The organism is Achromobacter sp. ACM01, assembly GCF_014851745.1.
GTDB classification, from domain to species: Bacteria; Pseudomonadota; Gammaproteobacteria; order Burkholderiales; family Burkholderiaceae_B; genus Achromobacter; species Achromobacter aegrifaciens.
The window spans coordinates 316,483-342,714 of the sequence record NZ_JACVAF010000003.1 but is presented as its reverse complement, the minus strand read 5'-3'; the positions used below and the strand labels follow the sequence as shown (position 1 = coordinate 342,714).

The following is a 26,232-nucleotide window of genomic DNA, read 5'->3' as shown; positions in this document are numbered from 1 at the left end:
CATGCCTTGCATAAGCCACACTTTAAGTGACTTTGGTTTCAGGATAAAGGCCCTGGTTTCGGAAATATTGTTCGGGAAACTCAACTAATTTTCGCGAACAACAGCAAGACAGGAGCCGGGCCGCGTGGCGGCCCGGTCAGGCAGGCTTACCGCAGGTCGCTGGGCAGCAGCGGCTGGATGGCGGACCAGAGTTCCGCGGGGGAATTGGCGCAGGTTTCCGCTTCCCAGGCCGTGATGTTGTCGTCTTCGCCGACGTAGCCGTAAGCGGCCGCGACCGCCGGCATGCCCGCCGCGTGCGCGGCCTGGATGTCGCGCAGATCGTCGCCGACATAGACGCAACGGTCTACGGCGAAGCCGGCTTCGCGCGCGGCGTGCTGCAGCGGCAGCGGGTGCGGCTTGGCGTGAGCCGTGGTGTCGCCGCAGACCAGGACGGCACTGTCGCGCGTCAGGTCCAGGTATTCGACGATGGGCAGGGTCAGATAGGTGACCTTGTTGGTCACGATGCCCCAGGACAGTCCGCGGTTGCGGATGTCCGCCAGCAGCGCTTCGATGCCGGGAAACAGCTTGCTGTGGACGGTGGAGCCGGCGGCGTAGTCTTCCAGGAACTGCAGCCGGGTGGGCTCGTAGTCGGCGTCGCCCGGCTTCAGGTCCAGCGCCACGCGCAGCAGGCCGCGGGCGCCCTGGGATGCGACCGGGCGCAGGGCCGCGTACGGCATGGGTTCCAGTCCCTTGCGGGTGCGCTGGCGGTTGGCTGCGGCGGCCAGGTCGGGGGCGGTGTCGGCCAGCGTGCCGTCGAAGTCAAACAGGATCAGGGCGCTCATTTGCGGGTAGCCATCAGGTAATTGACCGAGGTGTCGGACGACAGGGTGTAGATCTGGGTGATCGGGTTGTATTCCATGCCGCGCATGCTGACCGGTTCCAGGTTGGCGCCGCGCGCGGCTGCCGACAGCTCGCTGGGCTTGATGAACTGGTCATAGCTGTGCGTGCCGCGCGGCAGCAGGCGCAGGACATATTCCGCGCCCACGATGGCGAACAGGAAGGACTTGGGATTGCGGTTCAGCGTCGAGAAGAACACCCAGCCGCCCGGTTTCACCAGGGTCGAGCAGGCGCGCACGATGGACGCCGGATCCGGCACGTGTTCCAGCATTTCCATGCAGGTCACCACGTCGTACTGGCCGGGTTGTTCCGCTGCGAGTTCCTCCACCGGAACCTTGCGGTACTCCACCTTCACGCCCGATTCCAGGCCATGCAGGCGAGCCACCTTCAGGGACTTGTCGGCCAGGTCGATGCCGGTCACCTCGGCGCCGCTGCGCGCCATGGCTTCGGACAGGATGCCGCCGCCGCAGCCCACGTCCAGCACCTTCTTGCCCGCCAGGCTGCCTGCGCATTCCTGGATCCATTCCAGCCGCAGCGGGTTGATGGCGTGCAGGGGCTTGAACTCGCTTTCGGGATCCCACCAGCGGCTGGCCAGGGCGCCGAACTTGTCGATTTCAGCCTGGTCGGCGTTGATGGGGCGGGCGGTATCGTGGGTTTGCGTAGTCATGGGCAGGTTCAGCGTAAGGCGACTCTATGACTCTATATATAGAGGGGTCCATCGCGCCGGGCGAGGGAGGGGCGGCGCAGCCCTGCACCGCTTTGGTGCGTGGCTGGCGAAAAAAAGGGCCTCGCTATGCGAGGCCCCCTTATTGTAGCTAGTCCAGCAATTACTTGCGGCTACCCACGATTTCGATCTCAACGCGACGGTTTTGGGCGCGGCCTTCCTTCGTCTTGTTGGAAGCGATCGGGTTCAGCTCACCCTTGCCTTCCGTGTAGATACGGTTCGGGTCGATACCCTTGCTGACCAGGTAGGTCTTGACCGAAGCGGCGCGGCGCTCGGACAGCTTCTGGTTGTAGGCTTCGGTACCGATCGAGTCGGTGTGGCCCACAGCAATGATGGTTTCGAGGTCGATACCGCGAGCTTGCTGGGCGACTTGGTCCAGCAGCTGACGGCCTTCGGGCTTCAGCGTCGACTTGTCGAAGTCGAAGAACGTGTCAGCATTGAACACGACCTTGGCCGCCATCGGGGCCGGCTTCGCCTTCTGTTGTGCAACCGGCACGCCGTCGCAACCGGGGATACCGGTGGCCGGGGTCCAGAATGCATCGCGCCAGCACAGTTCGTTCGTGCCGTTCTTCCAAACGTCACCGAACGGGTTGCGCCAGTTGTCCACGGTTTGCGCGGAAGCTACACCAGAGGCCGTGACGGCGGCGAAGGCGAGCGCCAGAGCGAATTTGGAGGGTTTGTTCATGTTTCTCCTCGTTGAGCTTGAAGCTGGATAAGTGACTCGCAGCGAACCCCCGCCGCATATCAGGAAAACGGGGCCAGTATAGCAACGCCAAGAGCTGGTTCAAAGGAATAGCTACTGGGTTTCCTGCGTGCTGGAAACAATCTTAAGGCATTTGGGGGGCTTTGGCTTCCCTGGAGAGGCGCATTGGCGCTGGATATGACGTTTTCGGCGCTCCTTCGGTTTTCCATGTTGGTTTTTGACAACAGGGCCGCGGGACGCGGGCGGACGCGCGGTTGGTCGCCGCCCCATATCTTCCCGTCCGGCCGGTCGAGGCGCCGCTTGGGGAGCGCCTTCTGACCGCCGCGGGAATCGGATGATAGAATTTCCTGTTTACCCGGCCCGGGTTCCTCCTTACACGATTCTGTCGTTATATATATGGATTCCTTTGCCAAGGAGACGCTTCCGGTATCGCTGGAAGAAGAGATGCGCCGCAGTTACCTCGATTACGCGATGAGCGTGATCGTCGGGCGGGCGCTACCGGATGTGCGGGACGGCCTCAAGCCTGTCCACCGGCGCGTGCTCTACGCGATGCACGAACTGAACAACGACTGGAACCGCGCCTATAAGAAGTCGGCGCGTATCGTCGGGGACGTCATCGGTAAATACCACCCCCACGGCGACCAGTCCGTCTACGACACCATCGTCCGCATGGCGCAGGATTTCTCCATGCGCTACATGCTGGTCGACGGCCAGGGCAACTTCGGCTCGATCGACGGCGACAACGCCGCGGCGATGCGTTACACCGAAATTCGCCTGGCCAAGATCGCCCACGAATTGCTGGCCGACATCGACCAGGAAACGGTGGACTTCGGCCCCAATTACGACGGCAGCGAACAAGAACCGCTGCTGTTGCCGTCGCGCCTGCCCAACCTGCTGGTCAACGGCAGCTCGGGCATCGCGGTGGGCATGGCCACCAATATTCCGCCCCACAACCTCCAGGAAGTGGTCGACGGCTGCCTGTACTGCCTGCGCAATCCGGGCTGCTCGGTCGATGAGCTCATGGAGCTCATCCCGGCCCCCGATTTCCCCACTGGCGGCATCATCTACGGCATGTCCGGCGTGCGCGAAGGCTATCGCACCGGTCGCGGCCGCGTCATCATGCGCGCCAAGACCCACTTCGAGGACATGGAGAAGGGCAACCGCCAGGCCATCGTGGTCGACGCGATCCCCTACCAGGTCAACAAGAAGACGCTGCAGGAACGCATCGCCGAGCTCGTCAACGACAAGAAGATCGAAGGCATCTCGGACATCCGCGACGAGTCCGACAAGGACGGGATGCGCCTGGTCATCGAGCTCAAGCGCGGCGAGGTTCCCGAGGTTGTCCTGAACAACCTCTACAAGAACACGCAGCTGCAAGATACCTTCGGGATGAACCTGGTGGCGCTGGTCGACGGCCAGCCCCGCCTGCTCAACCTGAAGCAGATGATCGACTACTTCCTGCAGCATCGCCGCGAAGTGGTCACGCGCCGCACGGTGTTCCAGCTGCGCAAGGCCCGCGAACGCGGCCACGTGCTGGAAGGCCTGGCCGTCGCGCTTGCCAACATCGACGATTTCATCGCCATCATCAAGGCAGCTCCGACTCCGCCGGTCGCGCGCCAGGAGCTGATGGCGAAGTCGTGGGATTCGTCGCTGGTGCGCGAAATGCTGTCGCGCGCCGACGGCGACACGCCGGGAGGCCGCGCGGCCTTCCGTCCGGACGACCTGGGCGCCGAGTTCGGCCTCCAGGGCGACGGCCTGTACCGTCTGAGCGACACGCAGGCCCAGGAAATCCTGAACATGCGCCTGCAACGCCTGACCGGGCTGGAGCAGGACAAGATCGTCGGCGAATACAAGGACATCATGTCCACCATCGCCGACCTGCTGGATATCCTGGCGCGTCCTGAGCGCATCACCACGATCATTGGCGAAGAGCTGCAGGCCATCAAGGCGGAGTTCTCGACCGGCGCGAAGGATACGCGCCGCTCGGAAATCGAACTCAACGCCACCGAGCTCGACACCGAAGACCTGATCACGCCGACCGACATGGTCGTGACCCTGTCGCACGGCGGCTACATCAAGAGCCAGCCGCTGTCCGAGTACCGCTCGCAAAAGCGCGGCGGACGCGGCAAGCAGGCCACGGCCATGAAGGAAAACGACTGGATCGACCAGTTGTTCATCGCCAACACGCACGACTTCCTGCTGTGCTTCTCCAACCGCGGCCGCGTGTACTGGCTGAAGGTCTGGGAAGTGCCGCAAGGCACGCGCAACTCGCGCGGCAAGCCCATCGTCAACATGTTCCCGTTGGCCGAAGGCGAGAAGATCACCGTGGTGCTGCCGGTCAAGGAATTCAGCGAAGACCACTACGTCTTCATGGCGACCTCGCGCGGCACGGTCAAGAAGACCCCGCTGTCCGACTTCTCCAACCCGCGCAAGGCCGGCATCATCGCCGTGGACCTGGACGACGGCGACTACCTGATCGGCGCCGACCTGACCGACGGCCAGCATGACGTCATGCTGTTCTCGGACGCCGGCAAGGCCGTGCGCTTCGACGAGAACGACGTGCGTCCGATGGGCCGCAACGCCCGCGGCGTGCGCGGCATGATGCTGGAAGACACCCAGACCGTCATCGCGCTGCTGGTGGCTGGCGACGAAACGCAAAGCGTGCTGACCGCCACCGAAAACGGCTACGGCAAGCGCACCCCGATCACCGAGTACACGCGTCACGGCCGCGGCACCAAGGGCATGATCGCCATCCAGACCAGCTCGCGCAACGGCAAGGTCGTGGGCGCGGTGCTGGTCATGCCTTCGGACGAGATCATGCTGATCACGACCGGCGGCGTGCTGGTGCGCACCCGCGTCTCTGAAATCCGCGAAATGGGCCGCGCCACGCAAGGCGTCACGCTCATCAACGTCGACGACGGCAGCTCTCTGTCCGGCGTGCGCCGCGTCGTGGAAAGCGATGCGGACGATGACGGCGACCTGGGCGAAGACGGCCAGGACGCGGACGGCGGCGACGACAACGGCGCTGCGGACTCGACGGATTCGACGGAACCTACGGAGCAATAATGGCCCGCCCCTGGAACTTCTCGGCAGGCCCCTCGGCCTTGCCCGAGGTGGTGCTGCAGCAAGCCGCTGCGGAAATGCTGGACTGGCACGGCAGCGGCATGTCCGTGATGGAAATGAGCCATCGCGGCAAGCATTTCGTGCAGATCTGCGATGAAGCAGAGTCCGATCTGCGCGACCTGCTCGGACTGCCGGCGGACTACGCCGTCATGTTCATGCAGGGCGGCGGTTCCGGGGAAAACGCCATCGTTCCCATGAATCTCATGGGACGCCGCGGTACGCCGGCGGCCGACTTCGTCGTGACGGGCCATTGGTCCAAGCGTTCGTACAAGGAAGCCGGCCGCTACGGCAGCACCCATGTGGCGGCAAGCAGCGAGCAGGCCATCCAGCTGGATGGCCGCGAGCAGGCGCCGCTGACCTGGGTGCCGCCGGTCGATACCTGGCAAGTGCGCCAGGATTCGGCCTATCTGCACCTGTGCAGCAATGAAACCATCGGCGGCGTCGAGTTCATGGACTGGCCCGACACCGCCGCGCTGGGCGCGCCCGACGTGCCGCTGGTCGTCGACGCGTCCTCGCATTTCCTGTCGCGTCCGATGGACGTGACGCGCTGCGGCATGATGTACGCCGGCGCGCAAAAGAATGCCGGCCCGGCGGGCGTGACCATGGTCATCGCGCGCCGCGACCTGATCGGCCACGCCTTGCCGATCTGCCCGTCCGCGTTCGATTACGCCAACGTGGCCGCGGAGCATTCGCGCTACAACACGCCGCCCACCTTCGCCATCTACGTCGCCGGCCTGGTCTTCAAGTGGGTCAAGGCCAATGGCGGCGTGGCCGGCATGGAAGCCGCGAACAAGGCCAAGGCCGATCTGCTGTACGGCTATCTGGACAGCACCAGCTTCTACCGCAATCCCATCCACGCACCGGTGCGCTCGCGCATGAACGTGCCGTTCGTGCTGCGCGACGAATCGCTCAACGACGCCTTCCTGCAAGGCGCGGACGCGGCCGGCCTGACGCAGCTCAAGGGCCACAAGAGCGTGGGCGGCATGCGCGCCTCGATCTACAACGCGGTGCCCCTGGCTGGGGTCACGGCGCTGGTCGAGTACCTCAAGGAATTCGAGCGTCGCTATGGATGACGATCTGCAGCGCAAGCTGCTCCCCTTGCGTCAGCGCATCGACGCGTTGGACGCCCAGATCCTCGACCTCCTGACGCAGCGCGCAAGCGCCGCGCTGGAAGTGGGCGAGGCCAAGCACGCCGCGAATGCCGATGGCCCCGTGCTGCGCCCCGAGCGCGAAGCCGAGGTCATCCGCCGCCTGCAGCAGACCAATCCCGGCCCGTTCCCGAACGCTGGCGTGGCCGCGGTCTGGACCGAAATCATCTCGGCCTGCCGCGGCCTGGAGCGCGGCATGACGGTCGCCTTCCTGGGACCGCAGGGCTCGTTCTCGGAACAGGCGGCGCAGGAGCATTTCGGCCACGCCGTGCAGAAGCTGCCTTGCGCTTCGTTTGACGAAGTCTTCCGCGCCGTCGAGGCGGGGCAGGCCGACGTCGGCATGGTTCCGGTCGAAAACTCCACCGAAGGCGCGGTCAACCGCAGCCTGGACCTGCTGCTGAACACGCCGCTGAAGATTCTGGGCGAGCGTTCGTTGGTCATTCGCCATTGCCTGATGTCGCAGTCCGGCAGCATGGACGGCATCAAGACGATTTCCGCGCATCCGCAGGCGCTGGCCCAGTGCCAGGGCTGGCTCACGCGCAACTATCCCGATGTGGCCCGCGTGGCCGCGTCCAGCAATTCCGAGGCCGCGCGCGCTGCCGCGGGCGACCCGAGCATCGCGGCGATCGCCGGTGAAGTGGCGGCGCCCGCCTGGAACCTGCAGATCGTGGCCGCGGGCATTCAGGACGACCCACATAACCGCACGCGCTTCCTGGCGATCGGCAACATCGAGCCGCTGGTCAGCGGCAAGGACAAGACCAGCCTGATCCTGGCCGTGCCGAACCGCGCTGGCGCCGTCTACGAAATGCTGGCGCCGCTGGCGGCCAATGGCGTGTCCATGACGCGCTTCGAGTCGCGGCCGGCCCGCACCGGCCAGTGGGAATACTATTTCTATGTGGACGTCCTGGGTCACCGCAATGACCCGAACGTCGAACGCGCCCTGGCCGCCTTGCAGGCGCAGGTTGCCTACCTGAAAGTGCTGGGTTCCTACCCGGCGCCGTGAGCCCTTCCGACATGACCACCGCATCCAAGCCCCTCGTTGCTCCGGCGCACGTCAGCGCCATCGCGCCTTACCAGGCCGGCAAGCCCATCGAAGAACTGGCCCGCGAATTCGGGCTGGACCCGGCCGGGATCGTCAAACTGGCGTCCAATGAAAACCCGCTGGGCATGCCCAAGTCGGCGCGCGAGGCGATGCTGGCCGCGGCCGAGTCGCTGGCGCGCTATCCCGATCCCAACGGCTTCGACCTGAAGTCGGCGCTGGCTGAACGCTACGGCGTGCCGATGAGCTGGGTCACGCTGGGCAACGGCTCCAACGACATCCTGGAAATCGCGGCGCTGGCGCTGCTGGAGCCGGGCGTGTCGGCGGTCTATGCGCAGCACTCGTTCGCGGTCTACCGCCTGGCCACCCAGGCGCGCGGCGCCCGCCACATCGTGGTGCCGGCCAAGGACTACGGGCATGACCTGGATGCGATGTTCGATGCCATCGCCGACGATACGCGGCTGCTGTTCATCGCCAACCCGAACAACCCCACCGGCACCTTCGTGCCGGGCGACCAGGTCGCGGCCTTCCTGGAGCGCGTCCACGCCGCCCACGGCGATCGCGTGACGGTGGTCCTGGACGAGGCCTACAACGAGTACCTCGATCCCGAGTTCCGCTTCGACAGCACCGCGCTGGTGCGCCGCTATCCCAACCTGATCGTGTCGCGCACCTTCTCCAAGGCCTACGGCCTGGCGGGGCTGCGCGTGGGCTTCGCGGTGGCGCAGCCGGCCCTGACGGATCTGCTGAATCGCGTGCGCCAGCCGTTCAACGTCAATACGCTGGCGCAGGCCGCGGCCATCGCCGCGTTGCGCGACGCGGCCTACCTGGAAGAGGCCTATGCCTCCAACAAGGCGGGCAAGGCGCAGTTGTGCGCCGCGTTCGAGCGCCTGAAGCTGCGCTACGTGCCCAGCTACGGCAACTTCGTGCTGGTGCATGTGGGCGACGCCCCGCGCATCAACCTGGAGCTGCTCAAGCGCGGCGTGATCGTGCGCCCGGTTGCCGGCGACGGCTTGCCGGAGTGGCTGCGGGTGTCCATCGGACTGCCGCAGGAAAACGAGCGGTTCATCGAAGCCTTGAGCGCCATCCTGTCCGCATGAACGACGCGTCACCGAAATCCGATCAGGGGGCCGCTGGCCCCCTGATTCCTGTATTGGCCGTAGTAGGCGTGGGCCTGATCGGCGGATCCTTCGCCGCGGCCTTGCGCCGGGCGGGGCAGGTGGGCCGGGTGCTTGGGGTAGGGCGCAACGCGCAATCGCTGGCCCGCGCCGTTGAACTAGGGCTGATCGACGAAGCCGCTTCCGCAGAGGATGCCGCGGCGCACGCCGATCTGATCCTGCTGGCGACGCCAGTGGGCGGGCTGGGCGACGTGCTGTCGCGCATGCGCGCGCATCTGCGCTCCGATACCGTGCTGACGGATGGGGGCAGTACCAAGGCCGAAGTGGTCGAGGCCGCACGCGCCGCCCTGGGCGACCGGATCGCGCAGTTCGTGCCTGGCCATCCCATCGCCGGCGCAGAGCGCACCGGACCGGAGGCGGCCGATGCCGAGCTGTACCGCAAGCGCACCGTCATCCTGACGCCGCTGGTCGAGAATGGCGCGGCCTCGCTGGAGCTGGTGCGCCGGGCATGGCAGGCTTGCGGGGCGGACGTGATCGACATGGACGCCGACGCCCATGACCGCGTGCTGGCTTCGGTCAGCCATTTGCCGCATCTGCTATCGGCGGTGTACATGGAGCAAGTGGCCGAGGCCACCGATGCTTCCACGCGCCTGGCGCTGGCGGGCAGCGGTTTTCGCGACTTCACGCGCATCGCCGCGGGTTCGCCCGAGATGTGGCGCGACATTTTTCTGTCCAACCGCGACGCCATGCTGGCCGAACTGGCCGACGTGCGCACGGTGCTGGATCGTGCCGAACGCGCCATTGCCGATGGCGATGGCGCGGCTTTGCTGACGCTGCTGGACACGGCGGCCCGCGCCCGCCGCAACTGGCGCAAGGAGTAGCTGACATGGGCGCTTTGCCTTATCTCGATCTGCCGCGCGTGCGGCAAGCGCGGGGCGTGATGGCCCTGCCGGGTTCCAAGAGCATTTCCAACCGCGTGCTGCTGCTGTCCGCCATCGCCGAGGGTAGCACCGTCATCACCGGTTTGCTGGATTCCGACGACACCCGCGTCATGCTCGGCGCCTTGCGCCAGCTGGGCGTGCAGGTGTCGGAACTGGAGGCGGGCAGTGTCACGGTGCAGGGCGTGCGCCGTTTTCCGGTGGAAAGCGCCGACCTGTTCATGGGCAACGCCGGCACCGCGATCCGGCCGCTGACCGCGGCGCTGGCGCTCATGGGCGGCGATTACCGCCTGTCGGGCGTGCCGCGCATGCACGAGCGCCCCATTGGCGACCTGGTCGACGCACTCAAGGGCTTGGGCGCCAGCATCGATTACCTGGGCCAGCCTGGCTATCCGCCCCTGCATATCGGCCGCGGCGACATCGCGGCGGACGCGGTCACGCGCGTGCAGGGTTCGGTGTCCAGCCAGTTCCTGACTGCCTTGCTGATGGCCGCGCCGCTGCAGGCCGGCCGCAGCGGCGAGCCGGTCACGATCGAAGTGCTGGGCGAGCTCATCTCCAAGCCGTACATCGAGATCACGTTGAACCTGATGGCGCGCTTCGGCGTGCAGGTGCGGCGCGACGGTTGGAGCCGTTTCGTCATCGACGGCGGGGCGGCCTATCGCAGCCCCGGGCAGATCGCGGTCGAAGGCGACGCCTCGACGGCTTCCTATTTCCTGGCGCTGGGCGCGATCGGCGGAGGGCCGCTGCGCGTGACCGGCGTGGGCGCGGACAGCATCCAGGGCGACGTCGCCTTTGCCGGCACGCTGGCCGACATGGGCGCGACCGTGACCTACGGTCCCGACTGGATCGAGGTGACGGGCGCGCGCGTCGCCCAGGGCGAACGCCTGAAGGCCTTCGACACCGATTTCAACCTGATCCCGGACGCCGCCATGACCGCGGCCGCCCTGGCGCTGTACGCCGACGGCCCGTGTCGCCTGCGCAACATCGGCAGCTGGCGCGTCAAGGAAACCGACCGCATCCACGCCATGCAGACCGAACTGGAAAAGCTGGGCGCGCAGGTGGAATCGGGGCCGGATTGGCTGCGCGTGACGCCGCCGGCGCAGGATGCCTGGCGCGATGCGCACATCGGCACCTGGGACGACCACCGCATGGCAATGTGCTTTTCGCTGGCGGCTTTCGGGCCGGCGGCCGTCCGTATTCTCGACCCGGGCTGCGTCAGCAAGACCTTCCCGGGTTACTTTGATGTTTACGCGGGCCTGGTAGCGGCCTAGCGAAGAATCGCCCATGACTTCGATTTCCCCTGCAACTTCCTCCACTGTCCCCGTCATCACCATCGACGGCCCCACCGCGTCCGGCAAGGGCACGGTGGCCCACCGCGTCGCCAAGGCCCTGGGCTGGGCCGTGCTCGACAGCGGCGCGCTCTATCGCCTGACCGCGCTGGCGGCGCTCAACCGCGGCTTGTCCCCCGAGGACGAGCCCGCCGTGGCGCGCGTGGCCGAAACCCTGGATGTGCGTTTCGAAGGGCCTCATGTCTACCTCGAGGGCGTGGATGTCGGCCACGATATCCGTCGCGAGGAAGTCGGCAACTTCGCCTCGCGCGTGGCCGCCTTCCCGGGCGTGCGCCAGGCGCTGCTCGAGCGCCAGCGCGCCTTCCGGCTGGCTCCGGGCCTGGTTGCGGACGGGCGCGACATGGGTACGGTGGTGTTTCCCGATGCGCCCCTGAAGGTGTTCCTGGTAGCCGATGTGGTCGCGCGGGCGCAGAGGCGCTGTAAGCAGTTGATCGAAAAGGGAATTTCTGCTAATCTTGATGACCTCCTACGGGATATGCGCGAGCGGGACGCCCGCGATATGGGGCGGACTACCGCTCCCTTGGCTCCCGCAGCGGATGCACACGTGCTGGATTCGTCTGATTTGACGATTGCAGAAACGGTGCAGGCAATACTGGATTTCTGGAAGAACGCCGCCGCGGATTGAATTACCGGTCCCGGACTTTTCTCTCGAATCCTCCGCAGTTTTCTGTTTTTTTTATCGGCCCTGTTCAAGCCAGGCGCAGCCCCCACGGGACACCCCGCAAGGGTAAACCGGCAAGCAGGCATTTTGACTCCACTGTGGCGGGCAATCCGCTGCGGTGTGTTTTTAACGGCCATTTCGGCCCAATGGATTTCAACCCCATGTCTTCCGTTTCCACTACCGCCACCGGCGGCGAAAGCTTCGCCGACCTTTTCGCACAAAGCCTCAAGAGCCAGGACATGAAGTCCGGCGAGGTCATCAGCGCCGAAGTCGTGCGCGTCGACCACAACTTCGTCGTCGTCAACGCCGGCCTGAAGTCCGAAGCGCTGATCCCCCTGGAAGAGTTCCTGAACGACCAGGGCGAGCTCGAAGTGCAACCTGGCGATTTCGTCTCGGTGGCCATCGATTCCCTGGAAAACGGCTACGGCGACACCATCCTGTCGCGTGACCGCGCCAAGCGCCTGTCGGCCTGGCTGCAACTGGAAAAGGCCCTGGAAAACGGCGAACTGGTTACCGGCACCATCACCGGCAAGGTGAAGGGCGGCCTGACCGTCATGACCAACGGCATCCGCGCGTTCCTGCCGGGTTCGCTGGTGGACCTGCGTCCGGTCAAGGACACCACCCCGTACGAAGGCAAGACCCTCGAATTCAAGGTCATCAAGCTCGACCGCAAGCGCAACAACGTCGTTCTGTCGCGTCGCCAGGTGCTGGAAGCCAGCATGGGCGAAGAGCGCCAGAAGCTGCTCGAAACCCTGCACGAAGGTGCTGTGGTCAAGGGCGTGGTCAAGAACATCACCGACTACGGCGCGTTCGTGGACCTGGGCGGCATCGACGGCCTGCTGCACATCACCGACATGGCCTGGCGCCGTGTGCGTCACCCCTCCGAAGTCCTGCAAGTGGGTCAGGAAGTCGAAGCCAAGGTGCTCAAGTTCGACCAGGAAAAGAGCCGCGTCTCCCTGGGCGTCAAGCAGCTGGGCGAAGATCCGTGGGTGGGCCTGGCTCGCCGCTACCCGCAAGGCACCCGCCTGTTCGGCAAGGTCACCAACCTGACCGACTACGGCGCGTTCGTTGAAGTCGAAGCCGGCATCGAAGGCCTGGTGCACGTCTCCGAAATGGACTGGACCAACAAGAACGTCGATCCGCGCAAGGTCGTGACCCTGGGCGAAGAAGTCGAAGTCATGGTCCTGGAAATCGACGAAGACCGTCGTCGCATCTCGCTGGGCATGAAGCAGTGCCGCCAGAACCCGTGGGAAGAGTTCGCCACCAACTTCAAGCGTGGTGACAAGGTCCGCGGCGCCATCAAGTCGATCACCGACTTCGGCGTGTTCGTCGGCCTGCCCGGCGGCATCGATGGCCTGGTTCACCTGTCCGACCTGTCGTGGACGGAAACCGGCGAAGAAGCCGTGCGCAACTTCAAGAAGGGCGACGAGATCGAAGCCGTGGTTCTGGGCATCGATACCGACAAGGAACGCATCTCGCTGGGCATCAAGCAGCTGGAAGGCGACCCCTTCAACAACTTCGTTGCCACGTTCGACAAGGGCGCCGTTGTTCCGGGCACCATCAAGTCGGTCGAAGCCAAGGGCGCTGTTGTCACGCTGTCCGTGGACGTTGAAGGCTACCTGCGCGCTTCCGAGATCTCCTCGGGCCGCGTTGAAGACGCCACCACTGTTCTGACCGCCGGCGAGAACATCGAAGCCATGATCGTCAACATCGACCGCAAGACGCGTTCGATCCAGCTGTCGATCAAGGCCCGCGACAACGCCGAAACCGCCGAAACGATCCAGCGCATGTCCGACGCCAGCGCTTCGTCCGGCACCACCAACCTCGGCGCGCTGCTGAAGGCCAAGCTGGACCAACAGCGCAACGACGGTTAATTCGTGACCAAGTCGGAGCTGATCGCCGCCTTGGCGGCCCGCTATCCTCAGCTGGCCGCCCGCGACACCGATTACGCGGTCAAGACCGTGCTCGACGCAATGACCCAGGCCCTGGCCTCGGGTCAGCGCATCGAGATCCGCGGTTTTGGCAGCTTCTCGCTGTCGCAGCGGTCTCCCCGCATCGGTCGCAATCCGAAATCCGGCGAACAGGTGCTGGTGCCTGGAAAACAGGTGCCGCACTTCAAGGCGGGCAAGGAATTGCGCGAGCGGGTGGACTTGGCCGGCGGCAATGACGAGGACGCTCAATCTTCTGGATCGAGTGAACCGATGCCGTCGATGGTGAGTCTGCACGCCATGCATTGACGGCACGGCAGTAAGGCCGCCTTCGGGCGGATCGGACCGAGAACCTAGCCCCTTGAGCAATCAAGGGGCTTTGTTTTTTGGCGCCAGGCGGGATCCGTCGCTTACAATTGATAGTCTTGAATTCTTTGGAGCATGCGCCATGCGCTACCTAGTCTGGGCCCTGCGATTGCTCGTGTTTGTTGCAGTATTGATGTTCGCGTTGAAAAACACGGATCCGGTCGCCGTGAAGTTCTACGCCGATTACGTGGTGCAGGACGTGCCCCTCATCGTTGTGATGCTGGTCGTGTTCGTCTTGGGCGCCTTGTTTGGCTTGTTGCTGACCGTGCCCGCCGCCATGCGCCGCCGCCGCGAAGCCATGCGCCTGCGCCGCGAGCTGGACCGTGTCCAGGCCGCCGTCGCCGGCACCACGCCCGCCGTGCCGCCGGAGGCCGTGGCCCCGATGTCGCCGCTGTGATGCCGTTGCGTCAGCACTGAATCCCTTTCCGCACTGAATTACCGCAAGAGCCCGCATAGTGGATTTTGAACCTTGGTGGTTGATTTTCGTGCCGGTATTGTTCGCGCTGGGCTGGCTGGCCGCGCGCTTCGATATCCGGCAAATGCTGCGGGAAACCCGCAGCCTGCCCGACTCCTATTTCCGCGGGCTGAACTTCCTGCTCAATGAAGAGCCGGACCGCGCCATCGACGCCTTCGTCGAAGTGGCCAAGCTGGACCCGGAAACCACCGAGCTGCACTTTGCGCTGGGCAGCCTGTTCCGCCGCCGGGGCGAAATGGAGCGCGCCATCCGCGTGCACCAGAGCCTCCTGAACCGTTCCGACCTGCCCGCCGCCGAACGCGAGCATGCGCAGCACGAGCTGGCGCAGGATTTCCTCAAGGCCGGCATGCTGGACCGCGCCGAAAACGGCTTCGAGCAGCTCAAGGACACCCGCTACGCCTTGCCCGCGCTGCGTTCGCTGATCCGCATCTACGAATCCGAGCACGATTGGCCGCGCGCCATCGAAGCCGTGAAGACGCTGCAGGGCCTGGTCGACGAGCCGGTGCCGCAGCTCGTGCACTATTACTGCGAACAGGCGCAAACCGCGCTGTCGGCCAAGCCCGCCGACATCGACGCGGCCCACAAGGCGCTGGATGCCGCCGACCATGCCTTGTCGACCATCGATCCGGCGTCGAGCAAAGGCGCCATGGTGCGCACCGCCATGCTGCGCGCCCGCCTGGCCCTGATCGAACAGGACCCGAAGCGCGAACGCCTGTACCTGGAGTCGATCATGACCGACGCTCCCGAGTACGCCGGCCTGGTGGCCGAGCAGGTCCTGGCGAACTACCGCGCCGCCAATCAGGAAGCGGCTGGGCTCGACGTGCTGCAGAAGCAGTATGCGCGCCACGCGTCGCTGGACCTGTTCAACGTGCTGTTCCGCGAACTGCGCGCCCAGCAGGGCTCCGCGCCGTCATGGGCATTTGCCCGCAATGCCTTGCGCAGCCATCCGTCGCTGCTGGGGCTGGACCGTCTGCTGGAGGCCGAGCTGGCCAATCCGGAAAGCGGCGCCGAGCAGGCGCCAGTGCCGGGCGCCGACCTGACGTTGTTGCGCAGCCTGATCCACAAGCATACGCAGCGGCTGGACCGCTACGCATGCCGCAGTTGCGGTTTTCAGGCGCGTCGCTTTTACTGGCAATGTCCCGGCTGCAACGCCTGGGAAACCTACGCGCCGCGCCGCTTGGAAGAACTTGAATGAATGCATTTCCCGCCGAAGCCATTTCGCATAGCCGCGTCCTCGTGGTGGGCGATGTGATGCTGGACCGGTACTGGTTCGGCGAAGTCGAACGCATTTCGCCCGAAGCGCCGGTGCCCGTGGTACGCGTGGCGCGCCGCGAAGACCGCCTGGGCGGCGCGGCCAACGTCGCGCGCAACGTGGCGGCCCTGGGCGGCCATGTGACCTTGGTCGGCGTGCTGGGCGAAGACGAGGCGGGCGACAGCGTCCGGCGCTTGTCCGCCGAAGCCGGCATACAGGCCGAGCTGGTCGCCGATCCGTCCTTGCACACGACCTTGAAGATGCGCGTGCTGGGCCGCCAGCAGCAGTTGCTGCGCGTGGACTTCGAACAGCATCCGGCACAGGCCGCGCTGGACAACGTCGATGCCGCTTTCGCGCGCCATCTGGCCAACCACGACATCGTCGTGCTGTCCGACTATGCCAAGGGCGTGCTGGCGCGGGTCGAATCGCTGATCGCGCTGGCCCGCAACGCCGGCGTGCCGGTGCTGGTGGACCCGAAGGGCCACGATTACACCCGTTACCGCGGGGCGACGCTCGTCACCCCCAACCGCTCGGAAATGCAGGAGGCCGTGGGCCGCTGGAGTTCCGAGGCCGAACTCACCGATCGCGCGCAGCGCCTGCGCGCCGACCTGGATCTGGAAGCCTTGCTCGTGACCCGTTCCGAGCAGGGCATGACTTTGTTTACCGACGCGGGGCGCGACCACATCGACGCGCAGGCGCACGAAGTGTTCGACGTGTCCGGCGCAGGCGACACCGTGCTGGCGACGCTGGCCGTGTCGCGCGCCATCGATCTGCCGTGGGTCGACGCGATGGGCTGGGCCAACAAGGCCGGCGGCATCGCCGTGGGCAAGCTTGGCACGTCCATCGTCACCGCCGCGGAATTGGCAGGAGAACTCTCATGATCGTCGTTACCGGAGCCGCGGGCTTCATAGGCAGCAACCTGGTGCGCGGGCTCAACCGCCGCGGCATCAAGGACATCATCGCGGTCGATGACCTGACCGAAGGCGACAAGTTCGTCAACCTGGTCGATTGCCAGATCGCGGACTACATGGACAAGGACGACTTCCGCCGCCGCGTCCTCGACGGCAGCCTGCGGGAAGTGCGTGCCGTGCTGCACCAGGGCGCGTGCTCGGACACGACCGAGCGCAACGGCCGCTACATGCTCGACAACAACTACCGCGTCACGCTGGAGCTGTTCGAGTTCTGCCAGGAGCGCCGCATTCCGTTCCTGTACGCCTCGTCGGCGGCGGTCTACGGCGGTTCCTCGATCTACGTGGAAGACCCCGCCAACGAAGGCCCGCTGAACGTCTATGGCTATTCCAAGCTGCTGTTCGATCAGGTCCTGCGCCAGCGCATGGACAGCCTGACCGCACAGGTGGTGGGCCTGCGCTACTTCAACGTCTACGGTCCGCACGAACAGCACAAGGGCCGCATGGCTTCGGTGGCGTTCCACAACATGAACCAGTTCCTGGAGCATGGGCACGTGCGCCTGTTCGCGGGCTGGGACGGCTACGTGGATGGCGGCCAGAGCCGCGACTTCATTTCCGTCGAAGACGTGGTCGCGGTCAACCTGCATTTCCTGGACCACCCCGAGCAGTCTGGTATTTTCAACTGCGGCACGGGCCGCGCGCAGCCCTTCAACGATGTGGCGGCCGGCGTGGTCAATGCGCTGCGCGCGGAGCGCGGCGAAGCCGAGCTGACGCTGGCGCAACTGGTGGAACTGGATCTGATCCGCTACATCCCGTTCCCGGACGACCTGAAAGGGCGCTATCAGAGCTACACGCAGGCCGATGTCACGCGCCTGCGCGCAGCGGGGTTCCAGGCGCCGATGCGCGATGTGCGGACCGGCGTCACCGAGTACGTGCGTTACTGGCGCGCCCGCAAGTAAGTCTGCGCCACTGCGCCGGGTCTGCAAGAAAAGCCACCGTTCGCGGTGGCTTTTTTTCGCCTGGCGGTTTGCCGGGGCGGATGTTTCCATTCACTGCGCCGCCGTGGCGGGGCGCGTCGCCCGCATGATCTGAGCGTGGCGTGACAGCCGTTGCGCCAGACACCTGGGAGACCCTCCATGAATCCATTCCTTCAATCCGCCGCTGCCCACCCGGCCCCTTTTGCCAGATGGCGCAGGGTGCGCGCCACCCTTGCTTCCGGCGCCCGGCCGCGCCCTTTGCGGCAGGCCTTGGGCGCGCTGCTGGTGACGGCGGGCCTGGGCCTGGCCGCGCCGCAGGCGCACGCGGTGGACCTCAACCAGGCCAATGCCCAGCAGCTCGAAGGCGTCCGGGGCATCGGCCCGCGCATGGCGGAAATCATCATCAAGGAACGCGAACGGGGCGGCAAGTTCGAATCCTTGAACGACCTGGCTGAACGCATGCGCGGCATCGGCCCGAAGAAGGCGCAGGCCCTGCAAGAGGCCGGCCTGCAGGTGGCAGGGACGGGCCCTCAGGCCGGGCAGGGCGATACGGCGGCCAAGCCGGCGCAGGGCAAGCCGGCTGCGGGCAAGGCCGAAGCCAAATCCGAAGCGAAACCGGCGGCGTCCCAGCCCGCGGCCCGCGCCCGGCCCTGAGCGCGTCGCGCGCCGCGCGGGTAGCCCTGGCGGGAGCGCGGCTTTTGGCGGCGCGCGCCGCCAGGCGGGGTTATCATCGTCCGCATGACTACTACCTATCCCACTATCGAGCAAACCGTCGGCAATACGCCGCTGGTGCGCCTGCAGCGCATTCCCGGGGCCGCGGGCGCCGCCCGGGGCAATGTCATCCTGGCCAAGCTGGAGGGCAACAACCCCGCCGGCTCCGTGAAGGACCGTCCGGCCCTGTCGATGATCGCCCGCGCGGAAGAGCGCGGCGACATCAAGCCGGGCGACACCCTCATCGAGGCGACCAGCGGCAATACCGGCATCGCGCTGGCCATGGCTGCCGCCATGCGCGGCTACCGCATGATCCTGATCATGCCGGACAACCTGTCGGTGGAACGCCGCGCGGCCATGACGGCCTACGGCGCCGAGCTGATCCTGACGCCCGCGGACAAGGGCGGCATGGAATACGCCCGCGACCTGGCGTCGGCCATGCAGGCGGACGGCCGCGGTCTGGTGCTGGACCAGTTCGCCAACCCCGACAACCCCCGCGCCCACATCGAAACCACCGGGCCGGAAATCTGGAACCAGACCGAAGGGCGCGTTACCCACTTCGTGAGCGCCATGGGCACCACCGGCACCATCATGGGCGTGTCGACCTACCTGAAGTCGCGCAACCCCGCGGTGCAGGTGGTGGGCGCGCAGCCCGCCGAAGGATCGTCGATCCCGGGCATCCGCAAGTGGCCCGAAGCCTACCTGCCCAAGATCTTCGATCGCAGCCGGGTGGACGCCTATGAATCCATCGAGCAGGCCGAGGCCGAACAGATGGCGCGCCGGCTGGCGGCGGAAGAAGGCATCTTCGGCGGAATTTCATCGGCGGGCGCGCTGGTTGCTGCCCTGCGCGTGGCCGAACGCGTCAACGACGCCACCATCGTGTTCATCGTGTGCGACCGCGGCGACCGCTACCTGTCCACGGGCGTCTTCAACTGAACGCCTGATCGCCTTCGGGCAGAACAAAACCGCCATGCCGGGTTTGCCGGGCATGGCGGTTTTTCATTGGTCGGGCGCGGCGTGCGTCCGTGTTTCTTGCGCGCTTATTCGGGCTGGATGCCGGCGTCCTGCATCACCTTGATCCAACGCTCGCTCTCCGCCAGGTTGAAGGCTTCGGCTTCCTGGTAGCTCATGGTGCTGGGCAGCGTGCCTTGCGACTTCAGCGCTTCAACCACCTTGGGCGATTGCGAGGCTTCGATCATGACCTTGTTCAGCTTGGCGATGATGGGCTGCGGCGTGTCTTTGGGCGCCCACATGCCGTACCAGGTGACGATGTCGAAGCCGGGCAGGACGCTTTCCGCGATGGTCGGCACGTCGGGCAGTTCGGCCAGGCGGGTCTTGGTCGTCACGGCGATCGGGCGGATCTTGCCGCTCTGGATCAGCGGGAGAGCCGGCGCCAGCGGCGCGTACATCAGGTCCACGTGGCCGCCCGCGACGTCGGTCAGGGCCGGGCTGCTGCCGCGGTAGCCGACGTGGGTGATCTTGGCCTTGGTGGAGGTATTGATCAGTTCGCCCGCCAGGTGCGGCAAGGTGGCCACGCCGGGGGATGCGAAGGTCAGCGAACCGGGTTGGGCCTGGCCCTGCTTGATCAGTTCGCCGAAGGTCTTGAACTTCGAGTTGGGCGGGACGACGGCCACCATCGGCACCGTACCCAGCACGCCCACCATCTTGAAGTCCTTGATCGGGTCAAAGCTCAGATTCTTGAATTGGGCCGGATAGATGCCCTGCACCGACGGGTTCATCAGCAAGGTGTAGCCATCCGCCGGCGCCTTGGCGACCTGGGCCGTGCCGATGGTGCCGCTGGCCCCCGCGCGGGTTTCGATCACCAGCGGCTGACCCAGGATCTCGCCCATCTGGACCGCGATCAGGCGGCCGACCACGTCTGTCGGTCCTCCTGCCGCCCAAGGCATGATCACGCGGATGGGCTTGTCCGGATAGTCCGCCTGCGCGTAGGCGGTTGCTGCCGGCACGGCCGCCGTGGCGATCGCCGAGCAGGCCGCGGCGAGGAAGGTGCGTTTGTTCATCTACTGTCTACTCCTACAAAGGTGAGATTGGCCGAGGGCAGCGCTGCTTGCAGCATCGCCTTGACCTCGGCCAGCTGTTTCCCCGTGGTGGCTTCGTTCTTCAGCATCCGGCTCAGCGGGCCGGCCACCACGATGGCAAAGGGTTGTTCGTATGCGCGGAATCCGAGCGAAATGGACATCACGTCCTCGACGTTCTCGCCCACCGAGCGCTGCCAGCCGCGCGCCATGCCCGCCTCCAGGTCGCGGTCGAAGGCTTCCCGGCTGGTGAGCGTGCTGTCCGTGTAGGCGGCAAAGCCGCTGTAGGCCTTGAACCACTTCTGCCGTTCTTCCTGCGACAGCACCGATAGCAGCGCCTTGCCGGAGCTGGTGGCGTGCACCGCCTTGAAGCCGCCCGGCTGATGCGAGAAGCGGATGGTCTGCTTGGACTCGGCGACGATCAGGTACACGACCTTGTCGTCGGCCAGCTTGGCCAGCAAGGCCGTCTCGCCCGTCAGGTCCCGCACCCGGGCCAGCACCGGCTCGATCACCGCGTTCAGCGGGTCGCTATGGCAGATCAGGGTGGCCACGTGTATCAGTTTCTGGGTCGGGTAATAGCCGTGCTTCTTGCCGATTTCGTAGAGATAGCCGCGCGCCACCATGGTCTTCAGCAGCCCATGGCAGCTCGACAGCGGAATCCCCATCTGGGCAGCGATCTCGCTGTACAGCAGGGGCTTCTGCTCCTCCGCAAAAAGGTTCAGCACATCCAGCACTCGGCCAGCAGTTTTCACATCCATGATGTTAGTATCCTATACGTGATAAATTTATGTCAAACAGCATTCAATCGACCAGGAGTTGCAACGCATGAGATGGAAGAACCGTCCTGAGGGATCGAACTGGGGAGATTTCGGGCCTGACGACCAGCGAGGTTGCCTGAATTACATCACCCCCGCGAACGTGCTGAGCGGCATGCGGGAAGTGCGCGAAGGCCTGAGCTTCTGCCTGTCGCTGCCGCTGGATTACCCGGGCGGCAACGGCGTGAACGTGCGGCGCCACCCGCCCAAGCTGCGGCCTACCGAGAGGGACGGCGACCAGTACCTGAATTTCCCGCTGGGACGCCTGCGTCCCGGCTGCGTCGACGTGCTCAGCGACGACATCGTCGAAATGAGCTTGCAGTATTCGACGCAATGGGATTCGCTGGCCCACGTGGGCGCGCTGTTCGACGCCAATGGCGACGGCCTGCCCGAGCGCGTCTACTACAACGGCTACCGGCCCAACGAGCACGTGGTGGGTCCGGTGGACTACGACGTGGACAATGGCTATGCCAAGACCGATCTGGGCCAGGGGCCGGCCTCCAACGCCAAGAAGCTGGACATCACCCAGCTGGCCGAATCGTGCCTGCAGACGCGCGGCGTGATGGTCGATCTGGCGCGCCACTACGGACGGGAGCAGAAGTCGGTCGGCTATGACGAGCTGATGCGCATCCTGGACGCGGACCGGATCGAGATCGAGCAGGGCGATATCGTGCTGTTCCATACGGAATTCGGCGACGCCCTGCTGGAAAAGAACCGCGAGCCGGATCCCCATACGCTGCACGAGATCTGCGCCGGCCTGGACGGCAGCGACGAGAAGCTGCTGCAGTGGATCACCGACTCGAAGGTGGCGGCTATGGCCTCGGACAACCACGCCTTGGAAATCTATCCCACGCAGAAGCCCAATGCCTGCTGCGCGGCGCTGCCTCTGCACCACCACTGCATTTTCAAGCTGGGCCTGCCGATAGGCGAGATGTGGTACCTGGGGGCGCTGGCGCGCTGGCTGACGGCCAACGGCCGCAGCCGCTTCCTGCTGACGGCGCCGCCGCTGAACCTGCCTGGCGCCGTGGGTTCGCCCGTGACGCCGGTTGCGACGGTGTAAAGCGCAGGACCGCGGCGCCTGGCGCCGCGGTCCTGGGGGCTTCAGCGGCCCACGCGCGCTTCGATCTCGCTTGCCAGATCCGCTACCGAGGTCGCGTAGAAGTAGCTGCGGTTGTACTTGGTGAGCGCGAAGAAGTTGGGCGTGCCGACGCGATATTGCGCCGTGCCTCGGGCCTCCTCGACCAGGTCGACCACGCCCAGCGGCTGGCTGCCCCAGCCCGAGGCCGATGCGCCTGGCTGCAGGCGGGCGCCGGCGGCGGTGAGCGTGCCCCAGCTTTGCTTGGGTTCCAGTCCGCCGTCGACGAGCGCGGTGGGATCGGCAGGCAGCACCACGGGTGCGAACACCGGCAGGCCGCGCTGCCAGCCGTGCTGCGACAGGAAGCTGCCCACGGACATGATGGCGTCGCGGGTGTTGTTGCTCAGGTCGATATGGCCGTTGTCGTCGCCGTCCACCGCGTAATGCATGACGCTGGTGGGCATGAACTGCGGCATGCCGATGGCGCCGGCGTACGAGCCGCGGGTTTCCAGGTCCAGCTTGTCTTTCATGACCAGGGTCAGGAAGTCGGCAAGCTGGCCGCGGAACATGGTGGCGCGTTCGGGCTTGGCGGGGTCCGGGTAGTCGAAGGCCAGCGTCGTCAGCGCATCCAGCACGCGGAAATTGCCCATATTGCGGCCGTACAGCGTTTCCACGCCGATGATCGAGGCAATCACCGGCGCCGGAACGCCGAAGCGCTGCGCCGCCTGGTTGAGCAGGTCGCGGTTCTCGTTGTAGAACTCCACGCCCCAGCCGATGCGCTTGGGTTCGACGAAGCGCGAGCGGTAGGTCAGCCAGCTGCGCCAGATCTTCTTGCCCGGGGGCGACGGCGCGATCAGGCGCGCGACGGTGGCGTTGTAGCGCGAACCGGCCAGCGCGGCGACCATGGGGTCCAGCGGCAGTTGGCGCTCGGTGGCCAGGTTTTCCACGAAAGTGCGGACTTCAGGCCGCAACGTGCCATTGGCGGCCAGCGCGGCGGGGGCGTCGTCCGCCAGTTCGGATCCAGGTGTCGGCGCGCTGGGTCCGATGCGGATGGGGGCCGGGGTTGATTCGGCGGCCGGCTGGCCGGCGACGGTGTTGGGTGCAGAGGGGGCGGTGGTGGAGCAGCCCGCCAGCAGGGCGGAGAGCGTTCCGAGTTGCAGTAATCGCCGACAGATGAACATAATCTTCCTTATGGAGACCATGTATCTTACCCACCCGGCATGCCGCCTGCATGAAATGGGCAGTTGGCATCCCGAAAGCCCCCAGAGGCTGGACGCCATTTCAGACCAGTTGCTTGCCAGCGGCTTGATGCCTTACCTGGACGACCGCCAGGCGCCGCAGGCATCCCGCCATGACATATTGCGGGTGCACACTGTCCAGTATCTGAACAGTTTGCGTGAACATACGCCGGAGCAAGGGTATTTCCCTATCGATCCGGATACGCTGATGAATCCCCATACCTACGAAGCCGCCCTGTACGCGGCCGGGGCAGGGGTGGCCGCGGTGGATGCGGTGATGGGCGGAGAGGCCCGCACGGCCTTCTGCGCGGTGAGGCCCCCGGGGCATCACGCCTGCCGTTCTCAGGCCATGGGATTCTGCTTTCTGAACAACGTCGCTATTGCGGCGCAGCATGCGCTGGACTTCCACGGCCTCTCGCGCGTGGCCATCGTCGATTTCGACGTGCACCACGGCAACGGCACCGAAGACATCTTCGCCGGCAACGACCGGGTGCTGATGTGCAGCTTCTTCCAGCATCCGTTCTTTCCCAATAGCGGCGCCGAGAGTCCCGCTTCGAACATGCTGAACGTGCCCGTGGCCGCGTACACCGGCGGGGCGGCGGTCAGGACCATCGTCACCGATACCTGGTTGCCGGCGCTGGAAGCGCACCGGCCCGAACTGATCCTGGTATCGGCCGGTTTCGACGCGCATCGCGAGGACGACATGGGCCAGATGGGCCTGGTCGAGGCGGATTACGCCTGGATAACAGAACAGCTCGTGGAGGTGGCCGAGCGCCACTGTCAGGGGCGCATCGTCAGCACGCTGGAAGGCGGTTACAACTTGTCCGCCTTGGGCCGCAGCGTGGTCGCCCATATACGAGCGCTGGCGAAGCTGTAGAATCGAGAAAAAATTGTGCAATGCGATCCCGGCGCATGCCGGGTAATTATTTTCCATTTGGAGGCAGCGGGATGAAGGTTTTGGTACCTGTCAAACGCGTCGTTGACTACAACGTCAAGGTGCGCGTCAAGTCTGATCAAACCGGCGTGGATATCGCCAATGTGAAGATGTCCATGAACCCCTTTGACGAGATCGCCGTCGAGGAAGCGACCCGCCTGAAGGAGAAGGGTGCTGTCGCCGAGGTCGTGGCGGTTTCTTGCGGCGTTGCGCAATGCCAGGAAACGCTGCGCACGGCCATGGCCATCGGCGCCGACCGCGGCGTGCTGGTCCAGACCGATGCCGAACTCCAGCCGCTGGCCGTGGCCAAGCTGTTGAAGGCGCTGGTCGACAAGGAACAGCCGCAACTGGTGATCCTGGGCAAGCAAGCCATCGACGACGATGCAAACCAGACCGGCCAGATGCTGGCCGCGCTGCTGGACTGGCCGCAAGCCACGTTCGCCAGCAAGGTCGAGCTGGCCGATGGCAAGGTCACGGTCACGCGCGAAGTCGACGGCGGCCTGGAAACGCTGACGTTGAAGCTGCCCGCCATCGTCACCACCGACCTGCGCCTGAACGAGCCGCGCTACGTCACGCTGCCCAACATCATGAAGGCCAAGAAGAAGCAGCTGGACACCGTCACGCCTGAAGAGCTGGGTGTGGACGCCGCGCCGCGCCTGAAGACGCTGAAGGTCAGCGAGCCGCCCGCCCGCAAGGCCGGCATCAAGGTGGCCGATGTCGCGGCCCTGGTGGACAAACTCAAGAACGAAGCGAAGGTGGTCTGAACATGACGACGCTGGTTATTGCCGAACACGATAACGCCCAGCTCAAGGGCGCAACCCTGAACGCCGTCGCCGCCGCCGCCAAGATCGGAGGCGACGTGCACGTGCTGGTCGCCGGCGCCAACGCGCGCGCCGTGGCCGACCAGGCCGCCGCCGCCGCCGGCGTGGCCAAGGTCCTGCTGGCCGACGCGCCGCAACTGGCCGACGGCCTGGCCGAGAACGTCGCCGCCCAGGTGCTGGCCGTGGCCTCGGGCTACAGCCACATCCTGTTCCCCGCGACCGCCTCGGGCAAGAACGTGGCTCCCCGCGTGGCTGCCAAGCTGGACGTGGCGCAGATCTCCGACATCATCGGCGTGGAATCGGCCGACACTTTCCAACGCCCGATCTACGCCGGCAACGCCATTGCCACGGTGCAGTCGGCCGATGCCGTCAAGGTCATCACCGTGCGCACCACCGGCTTTGACGCCGTGGCCGCGCAGGGCGGTTCGGGTGCGGTGGAAGAAGTCGCCGCCGTGGCCGATTCGGGCCTGTCCACCTTCGTGGGCCGTGAAGTCGCCAAGAGCGATCGTCCGGAACTGGCTGGCGCGCGCGTCGTCGTCTCCGGCGGCCGTGGTCTGGGCAGCGCCGAAAACTTCAAGATCCTGGATCCGCTCGCCGACAAGCTGGGCGCAGCGCTCGGCGCCTCGCGTGCCGCGGTCGACGCCGGCTACGCGCCTAACGACTGGCAAGTCGGTCAGACCGGCAAGATCGTTGCCCCGCAACTGTACGTCGCGGTTGGTATCTCGGGCGCCATTCAGCATCTGGCCGGCATGAAGGATTCGAAGGTCATCGTGGCCATCAACAAGGATCCGGAAGCGCCGATCTTCGGCGTGGCCGATTATGGCCTGGTGGGTGATCTGTTCCAGGTCGTGCCCGAACTGACCGGCGCGCTGTAAGCCACAACGCGCAGCCGTATCGAAGGCCCGCCAGCTTCGCGCTGGCGGGCTTTTTTATTATTTTGACGCGAGGACTACACATCTTGTGATTTCAGTATTCCAAATCTTTTGATTTCTCGAAAGATTCTGATAATGTGTTCCGCGC

The 26,232-nt window shown here is 65.6% G+C and carries 25 protein-coding genes; 19 read left to right on the top strand and 6 right to left on the bottom strand.

Annotated features, from left to right (window positions below):
* Window positions 1-146 precede the first annotated feature (146 nt).
* The 3 genes from IB268_RS16390 to ompA form a co-directional block, all read right to left on the bottom strand.
* Entirely contained in the window at window positions 147-821 is a 675-nt protein-coding gene (locus tag IB268_RS16390; protein WP_192354526.1) for an HAD-IA family hydrolase, read from the bottom strand.
* Entirely contained in the window at window positions 818-1,543 is a 726-nt protein-coding gene (ubiG, locus tag IB268_RS16385) for a bifunctional 2-polyprenyl-6-hydroxyphenol methylase/3-demethylubiquinol 3-O-methyltransferase UbiG (RefSeq protein ID WP_054450880.1), read from the bottom strand. The genes IB268_RS16390 and ubiG overlap by 4 nt, the downstream gene beginning before the upstream one ends.
* Window positions 1,544-1,703: 160 nt before the next feature.
* Entirely contained in the window at window positions 1,704-2,285 is a 582-nt protein-coding gene (gene ompA, locus IB268_RS16380) for an outer membrane protein OmpA (RefSeq protein WP_013392385.1), read from the bottom strand.
* Window positions 2,286-2,699: 414 nt separating this feature from the next.
* Between ompA and gyrA the strand changes: the two genes are divergently transcribed.
* From gyrA to cysM, 15 genes are all read left to right on the top strand, one after another.
* The gene (gene gyrA, locus IB268_RS16375) at window positions 2,700-5,369 is read left to right on the top strand and encodes a DNA gyrase subunit A (RefSeq protein WP_054450882.1); all 2,670 of its coding nucleotides are present in this window, start codon (window positions 2,700-2,702) and stop codon (window positions 5,367-5,369) included.
* Entirely contained in the window at window positions 5,369-6,499 is a 1,131-nt protein-coding gene (serC, locus tag IB268_RS16370; RefSeq protein WP_054450883.1) for a 3-phosphoserine/phosphohydroxythreonine transaminase, read from the top strand. Before gyrA ends, serC begins: the two co-directional genes overlap by 1 nt.
* Window positions 6,492-7,577, top strand: coding sequence for a prephenate dehydratase (gene pheA, locus IB268_RS16365; protein WP_054450886.1), 1,086 nt, complete (start codon window positions 6,492-6,494; stop codon window positions 7,575-7,577). The genes serC and pheA overlap by 8 nt, the downstream gene beginning before the upstream one ends.
* 11 nt (window positions 7,578-7,588) lie before the next feature.
* Window positions 7,589-8,710, top strand: coding sequence for a histidinol-phosphate transaminase (gene hisC, locus IB268_RS16360; protein WP_054451323.1), 1,122 nt, complete (start codon window positions 7,589-7,591; stop codon window positions 8,708-8,710).
* A complete protein-coding gene (locus IB268_RS16355) occupies window positions 8,707-9,609 on the top strand; it encodes a prephenate dehydrogenase/arogenate dehydrogenase family protein (RefSeq protein WP_192354525.1) in 903 nt (300 codons plus the stop codon). The genes hisC and IB268_RS16355 overlap by 4 nt, the downstream gene beginning before the upstream one ends.
* 5 nt (window positions 9,610-9,614) lie before the next feature.
* Window positions 9,615-10,937, top strand: a complete 1,323-nt coding sequence (gene aroA / locus IB268_RS16350) for a 3-phosphoshikimate 1-carboxyvinyltransferase (RefSeq protein WP_192354524.1) — start codon at window positions 9,615-9,617, stop codon at window positions 10,935-10,937.
* A 13-nt stretch (window positions 10,938-10,950) separates the two neighbouring features.
* Window positions 10,951-11,640 (top strand): (d)CMP kinase, encoded by a 690-nt coding sequence (gene cmk, locus IB268_RS16345; RefSeq protein ID WP_054450894.1) that lies wholly within the window; start codon window positions 10,951-10,953, stop codon window positions 11,638-11,640.
* Window positions 11,641-11,837: 197 nt separating this feature from the next.
* Window positions 11,838-13,550, top strand: coding sequence for a 30S ribosomal protein S1 (gene rpsA, locus IB268_RS16340; protein ID WP_026382780.1), 1,713 nt, complete (start codon window positions 11,838-11,840; stop codon window positions 13,548-13,550).
* A gap of 3 nt (window positions 13,551-13,553) precedes the next feature.
* Window positions 13,554-13,913, top strand: coding sequence for an integration host factor subunit beta (locus IB268_RS16335; protein WP_013392394.1), 360 nt, complete (start codon window positions 13,554-13,556; stop codon window positions 13,911-13,913).
* Window positions 13,914-14,052: 139 nt separating this feature from the next.
* Complete coding sequence (locus IB268_RS16330; RefSeq protein ID WP_013392395.1) at window positions 14,053-14,367, top strand: lipopolysaccharide assembly LapA domain-containing protein; 315 nt, start codon at window positions 14,053-14,055, stop codon at window positions 14,365-14,367.
* A gap of 58 nt (window positions 14,368-14,425) precedes the next feature.
* Window positions 14,426-15,640 carry a lipopolysaccharide assembly protein LapB gene (gene lapB / locus IB268_RS16325; protein WP_054450896.1) on the top strand — a complete coding sequence of 405 codons (1,215 nt, stop codon included), beginning with the start codon at window positions 14,426-14,428 and terminating at the stop codon, window positions 15,638-15,640.
* Window positions 15,637-16,578: a D-glycero-beta-D-manno-heptose-7-phosphate kinase gene (gene rfaE1 / locus IB268_RS16320; RefSeq protein ID WP_054450899.1), complete on the top strand. Its 942-nt coding sequence runs from the start codon at window positions 15,637-15,639 to the stop codon at window positions 16,576-16,578. The genes lapB and rfaE1 overlap by 4 nt, the downstream gene beginning before the upstream one ends.
* Window positions 16,575-17,564, top strand: coding sequence for an ADP-glyceromanno-heptose 6-epimerase (gene rfaD / locus IB268_RS16315; protein WP_054450903.1), 990 nt, complete (start codon window positions 16,575-16,577; stop codon window positions 17,562-17,564). The genes rfaE1 and rfaD overlap by 4 nt, the downstream gene beginning before the upstream one ends.
* 177 nt (window positions 17,565-17,741) lie before the next feature.
* Window positions 17,742-18,236, top strand: a complete 495-nt coding sequence (locus IB268_RS16310; protein WP_192354523.1) for a helix-hairpin-helix domain-containing protein — start codon at window positions 17,742-17,744, stop codon at window positions 18,234-18,236.
* An 84-nt stretch (window positions 18,237-18,320) separates the two neighbouring features.
* On the top strand, window positions 18,321-19,229 hold the full coding sequence (cysM, locus tag IB268_RS16305; RefSeq protein ID WP_041655288.1) for a cysteine synthase CysM: 909 nt from the start codon (window positions 18,321-18,323) through the stop codon (window positions 19,227-19,229).
* A 104-nt stretch (window positions 19,230-19,333) separates the two neighbouring features.
* Here the strand turns inward: cysM and IB268_RS16300 are convergent, their stop codons facing one another.
* The gene (locus tag IB268_RS16300; RefSeq protein ID WP_054450908.1) at window positions 19,334-20,314 is read right to left on the bottom strand and encodes a tripartite tricarboxylate transporter substrate binding protein; all 981 of its coding nucleotides are present in this window, start codon (window positions 20,312-20,314) and stop codon (window positions 19,334-19,336) included.
* Complete coding sequence (locus IB268_RS16295) at window positions 20,311-21,087, bottom strand: IclR family transcriptional regulator (RefSeq protein WP_054450911.1); 777 nt, start codon at window positions 21,085-21,087, stop codon at window positions 20,311-20,313. Before IB268_RS16295 ends, IB268_RS16300 begins: the two co-directional genes overlap by 4 nt.
* A gap of 67 nt (window positions 21,088-21,154) precedes the next feature.
* Here IB268_RS16295 and IB268_RS16290 point away from each other — a divergent pair, with 67 nt between their 5' ends.
* Complete coding sequence (locus tag IB268_RS16290; RefSeq protein WP_054450914.1) at window positions 21,155-22,204, top strand: cyclase family protein; 1,050 nt, start codon at window positions 21,155-21,157, stop codon at window positions 22,202-22,204.
* A 41-nt stretch (window positions 22,205-22,245) separates the two neighbouring features.
* Here the strand turns inward: IB268_RS16290 and mltB are convergent, their stop codons facing one another.
* The gene (gene mltB, locus IB268_RS16285; RefSeq protein WP_119450899.1) at window positions 22,246-23,400 is read right to left on the bottom strand and encodes a lytic murein transglycosylase B; all 1,155 of its coding nucleotides are present in this window, start codon (window positions 23,398-23,400) and stop codon (window positions 22,246-22,248) included.
* Between the two features lie 10 nt (window positions 23,401-23,410).
* On the opposite strand from mltB, the gene IB268_RS16280 reads away from it, so the two are divergent.
* The 3 genes from IB268_RS16280 (at window position 23,411) to IB268_RS16270 (ending at window position 26,087) form a co-directional block, all read left to right on the top strand.
* Complete coding sequence (locus tag IB268_RS16280; protein WP_082400679.1) at window positions 23,411-24,334, top strand: histone deacetylase family protein; 924 nt, start codon at window positions 23,411-23,413, stop codon at window positions 24,332-24,334.
* 71 nt (window positions 24,335-24,405) lie between these two features.
* The gene (locus IB268_RS16275) at window positions 24,406-25,155 is read left to right on the top strand and encodes an electron transfer flavoprotein subunit beta/FixA family protein (RefSeq protein ID WP_013392406.1); all 750 of its coding nucleotides are present in this window, start codon (window positions 24,406-24,408) and stop codon (window positions 25,153-25,155) included.
* Between the two features lie 2 nt (window positions 25,156-25,157).
* Entirely contained in the window at window positions 25,158-26,087 is a 930-nt protein-coding gene (locus IB268_RS16270; protein ID WP_054450918.1) for an electron transfer flavoprotein subunit alpha/FixB family protein, read from the top strand.
* Window positions 26,088-26,232 lie beyond the last annotated feature (145 nt).

Bases quoted from the DNA above. Each gene is read 5' to 3' on its own strand.
- IB268_RS16355 (WP_192354525.1), top strand. From the start codon at position 8,707: ATGAACGACGCGTCACCGAAATCCGATCAGGGGGCCGCTGGCCCCCTG.
- ubiG (WP_054450880.1), bottom strand. From the start codon at position 1,543: ATGACTACGCAAACCCACGATACCGCCCGCCCCATCAACGCCGACCAG.
- rpsA (WP_026382780.1), top strand. From the start codon at position 11,838: ATGTCTTCCGTTTCCACTACCGCCACCGGCGGCGAAAGCTTCGCCGAC.
- hisC (WP_054451323.1), top strand. From the start codon at position 7,589: ATGACCACCGCATCCAAGCCCCTCGTTGCTCCGGCGCACGTCAGCGCC.
- cmk (WP_054450894.1), top strand. From the start codon at position 10,951: ATGACTTCGATTTCCCCTGCAACTTCCTCCACTGTCCCCGTCATCACC.
- gyrA (WP_054450882.1), top strand. From the start codon at position 2,700: ATGGATTCCTTTGCCAAGGAGACGCTTCCGGTATCGCTGGAAGAAGAG.
- mltB (WP_119450899.1), bottom strand. From the start codon at position 23,400: ATGTTCATCTGTCGGCGATTACTGCAACTCGGAACGCTCTCCGCCCTG.
- IB268_RS16390 (WP_192354526.1), bottom strand. From the start codon at position 821: ATGAGCGCCCTGATCCTGTTTGACTTCGACGGCACGCTGGCCGACACC.
- aroA (WP_192354524.1), top strand. From the start codon at position 9,615: ATGGGCGCTTTGCCTTATCTCGATCTGCCGCGCGTGCGGCAAGCGCGG.
- rfaE1 (WP_054450899.1), top strand. From the start codon at position 15,637: ATGAATGCATTTCCCGCCGAAGCCATTTCGCATAGCCGCGTCCTCGTG.
- IB268_RS16290 (WP_054450914.1), top strand. From the start codon at position 21,155: ATGAGATGGAAGAACCGTCCTGAGGGATCGAACTGGGGAGATTTCGGG.
- IB268_RS16280 (WP_082400679.1), top strand. From the start codon at position 23,411: ATGGAGACCATGTATCTTACCCACCCGGCATGCCGCCTGCATGAAATG.
- cysM (WP_041655288.1), top strand. From the start codon at position 18,321: ATGACTACTACCTATCCCACTATCGAGCAAACCGTCGGCAATACGCCG.
- serC (WP_054450883.1), top strand. From the start codon at position 5,369: ATGGCCCGCCCCTGGAACTTCTCGGCAGGCCCCTCGGCCTTGCCCGAG.
- IB268_RS16330 (WP_013392395.1), top strand. From the start codon at position 14,053: ATGCGCTACCTAGTCTGGGCCCTGCGATTGCTCGTGTTTGTTGCAGTA.
- ompA (WP_013392385.1), bottom strand. From the start codon at position 2,285: ATGAACAAACCCTCCAAATTCGCTCTGGCGCTCGCCTTCGCCGCCGTC.
- IB268_RS16275 (WP_013392406.1), top strand. From the start codon at position 24,406: ATGAAGGTTTTGGTACCTGTCAAACGCGTCGTTGACTACAACGTCAAG.
- IB268_RS16295 (WP_054450911.1), bottom strand. From the start codon at position 21,087: ATGGATGTGAAAACTGCTGGCCGAGTGCTGGATGTGCTGAACCTTTTT.
- rfaD (WP_054450903.1), top strand. From the start codon at position 16,575: ATGATCGTCGTTACCGGAGCCGCGGGCTTCATAGGCAGCAACCTGGTG.
- IB268_RS16300 (WP_054450908.1), bottom strand. From the start codon at position 20,314: ATGAACAAACGCACCTTCCTCGCCGCGGCCTGCTCGGCGATCGCCACG.
- IB268_RS16270 (WP_054450918.1), top strand. From the start codon at position 25,158: ATGACGACGCTGGTTATTGCCGAACACGATAACGCCCAGCTCAAGGGC.
- IB268_RS16310 (WP_192354523.1), top strand. From the start codon at position 17,742: ATGAATCCATTCCTTCAATCCGCCGCTGCCCACCCGGCCCCTTTTGCC.
- pheA (WP_054450886.1), top strand. From the start codon at position 6,492: ATGGATGACGATCTGCAGCGCAAGCTGCTCCCCTTGCGTCAGCGCATC.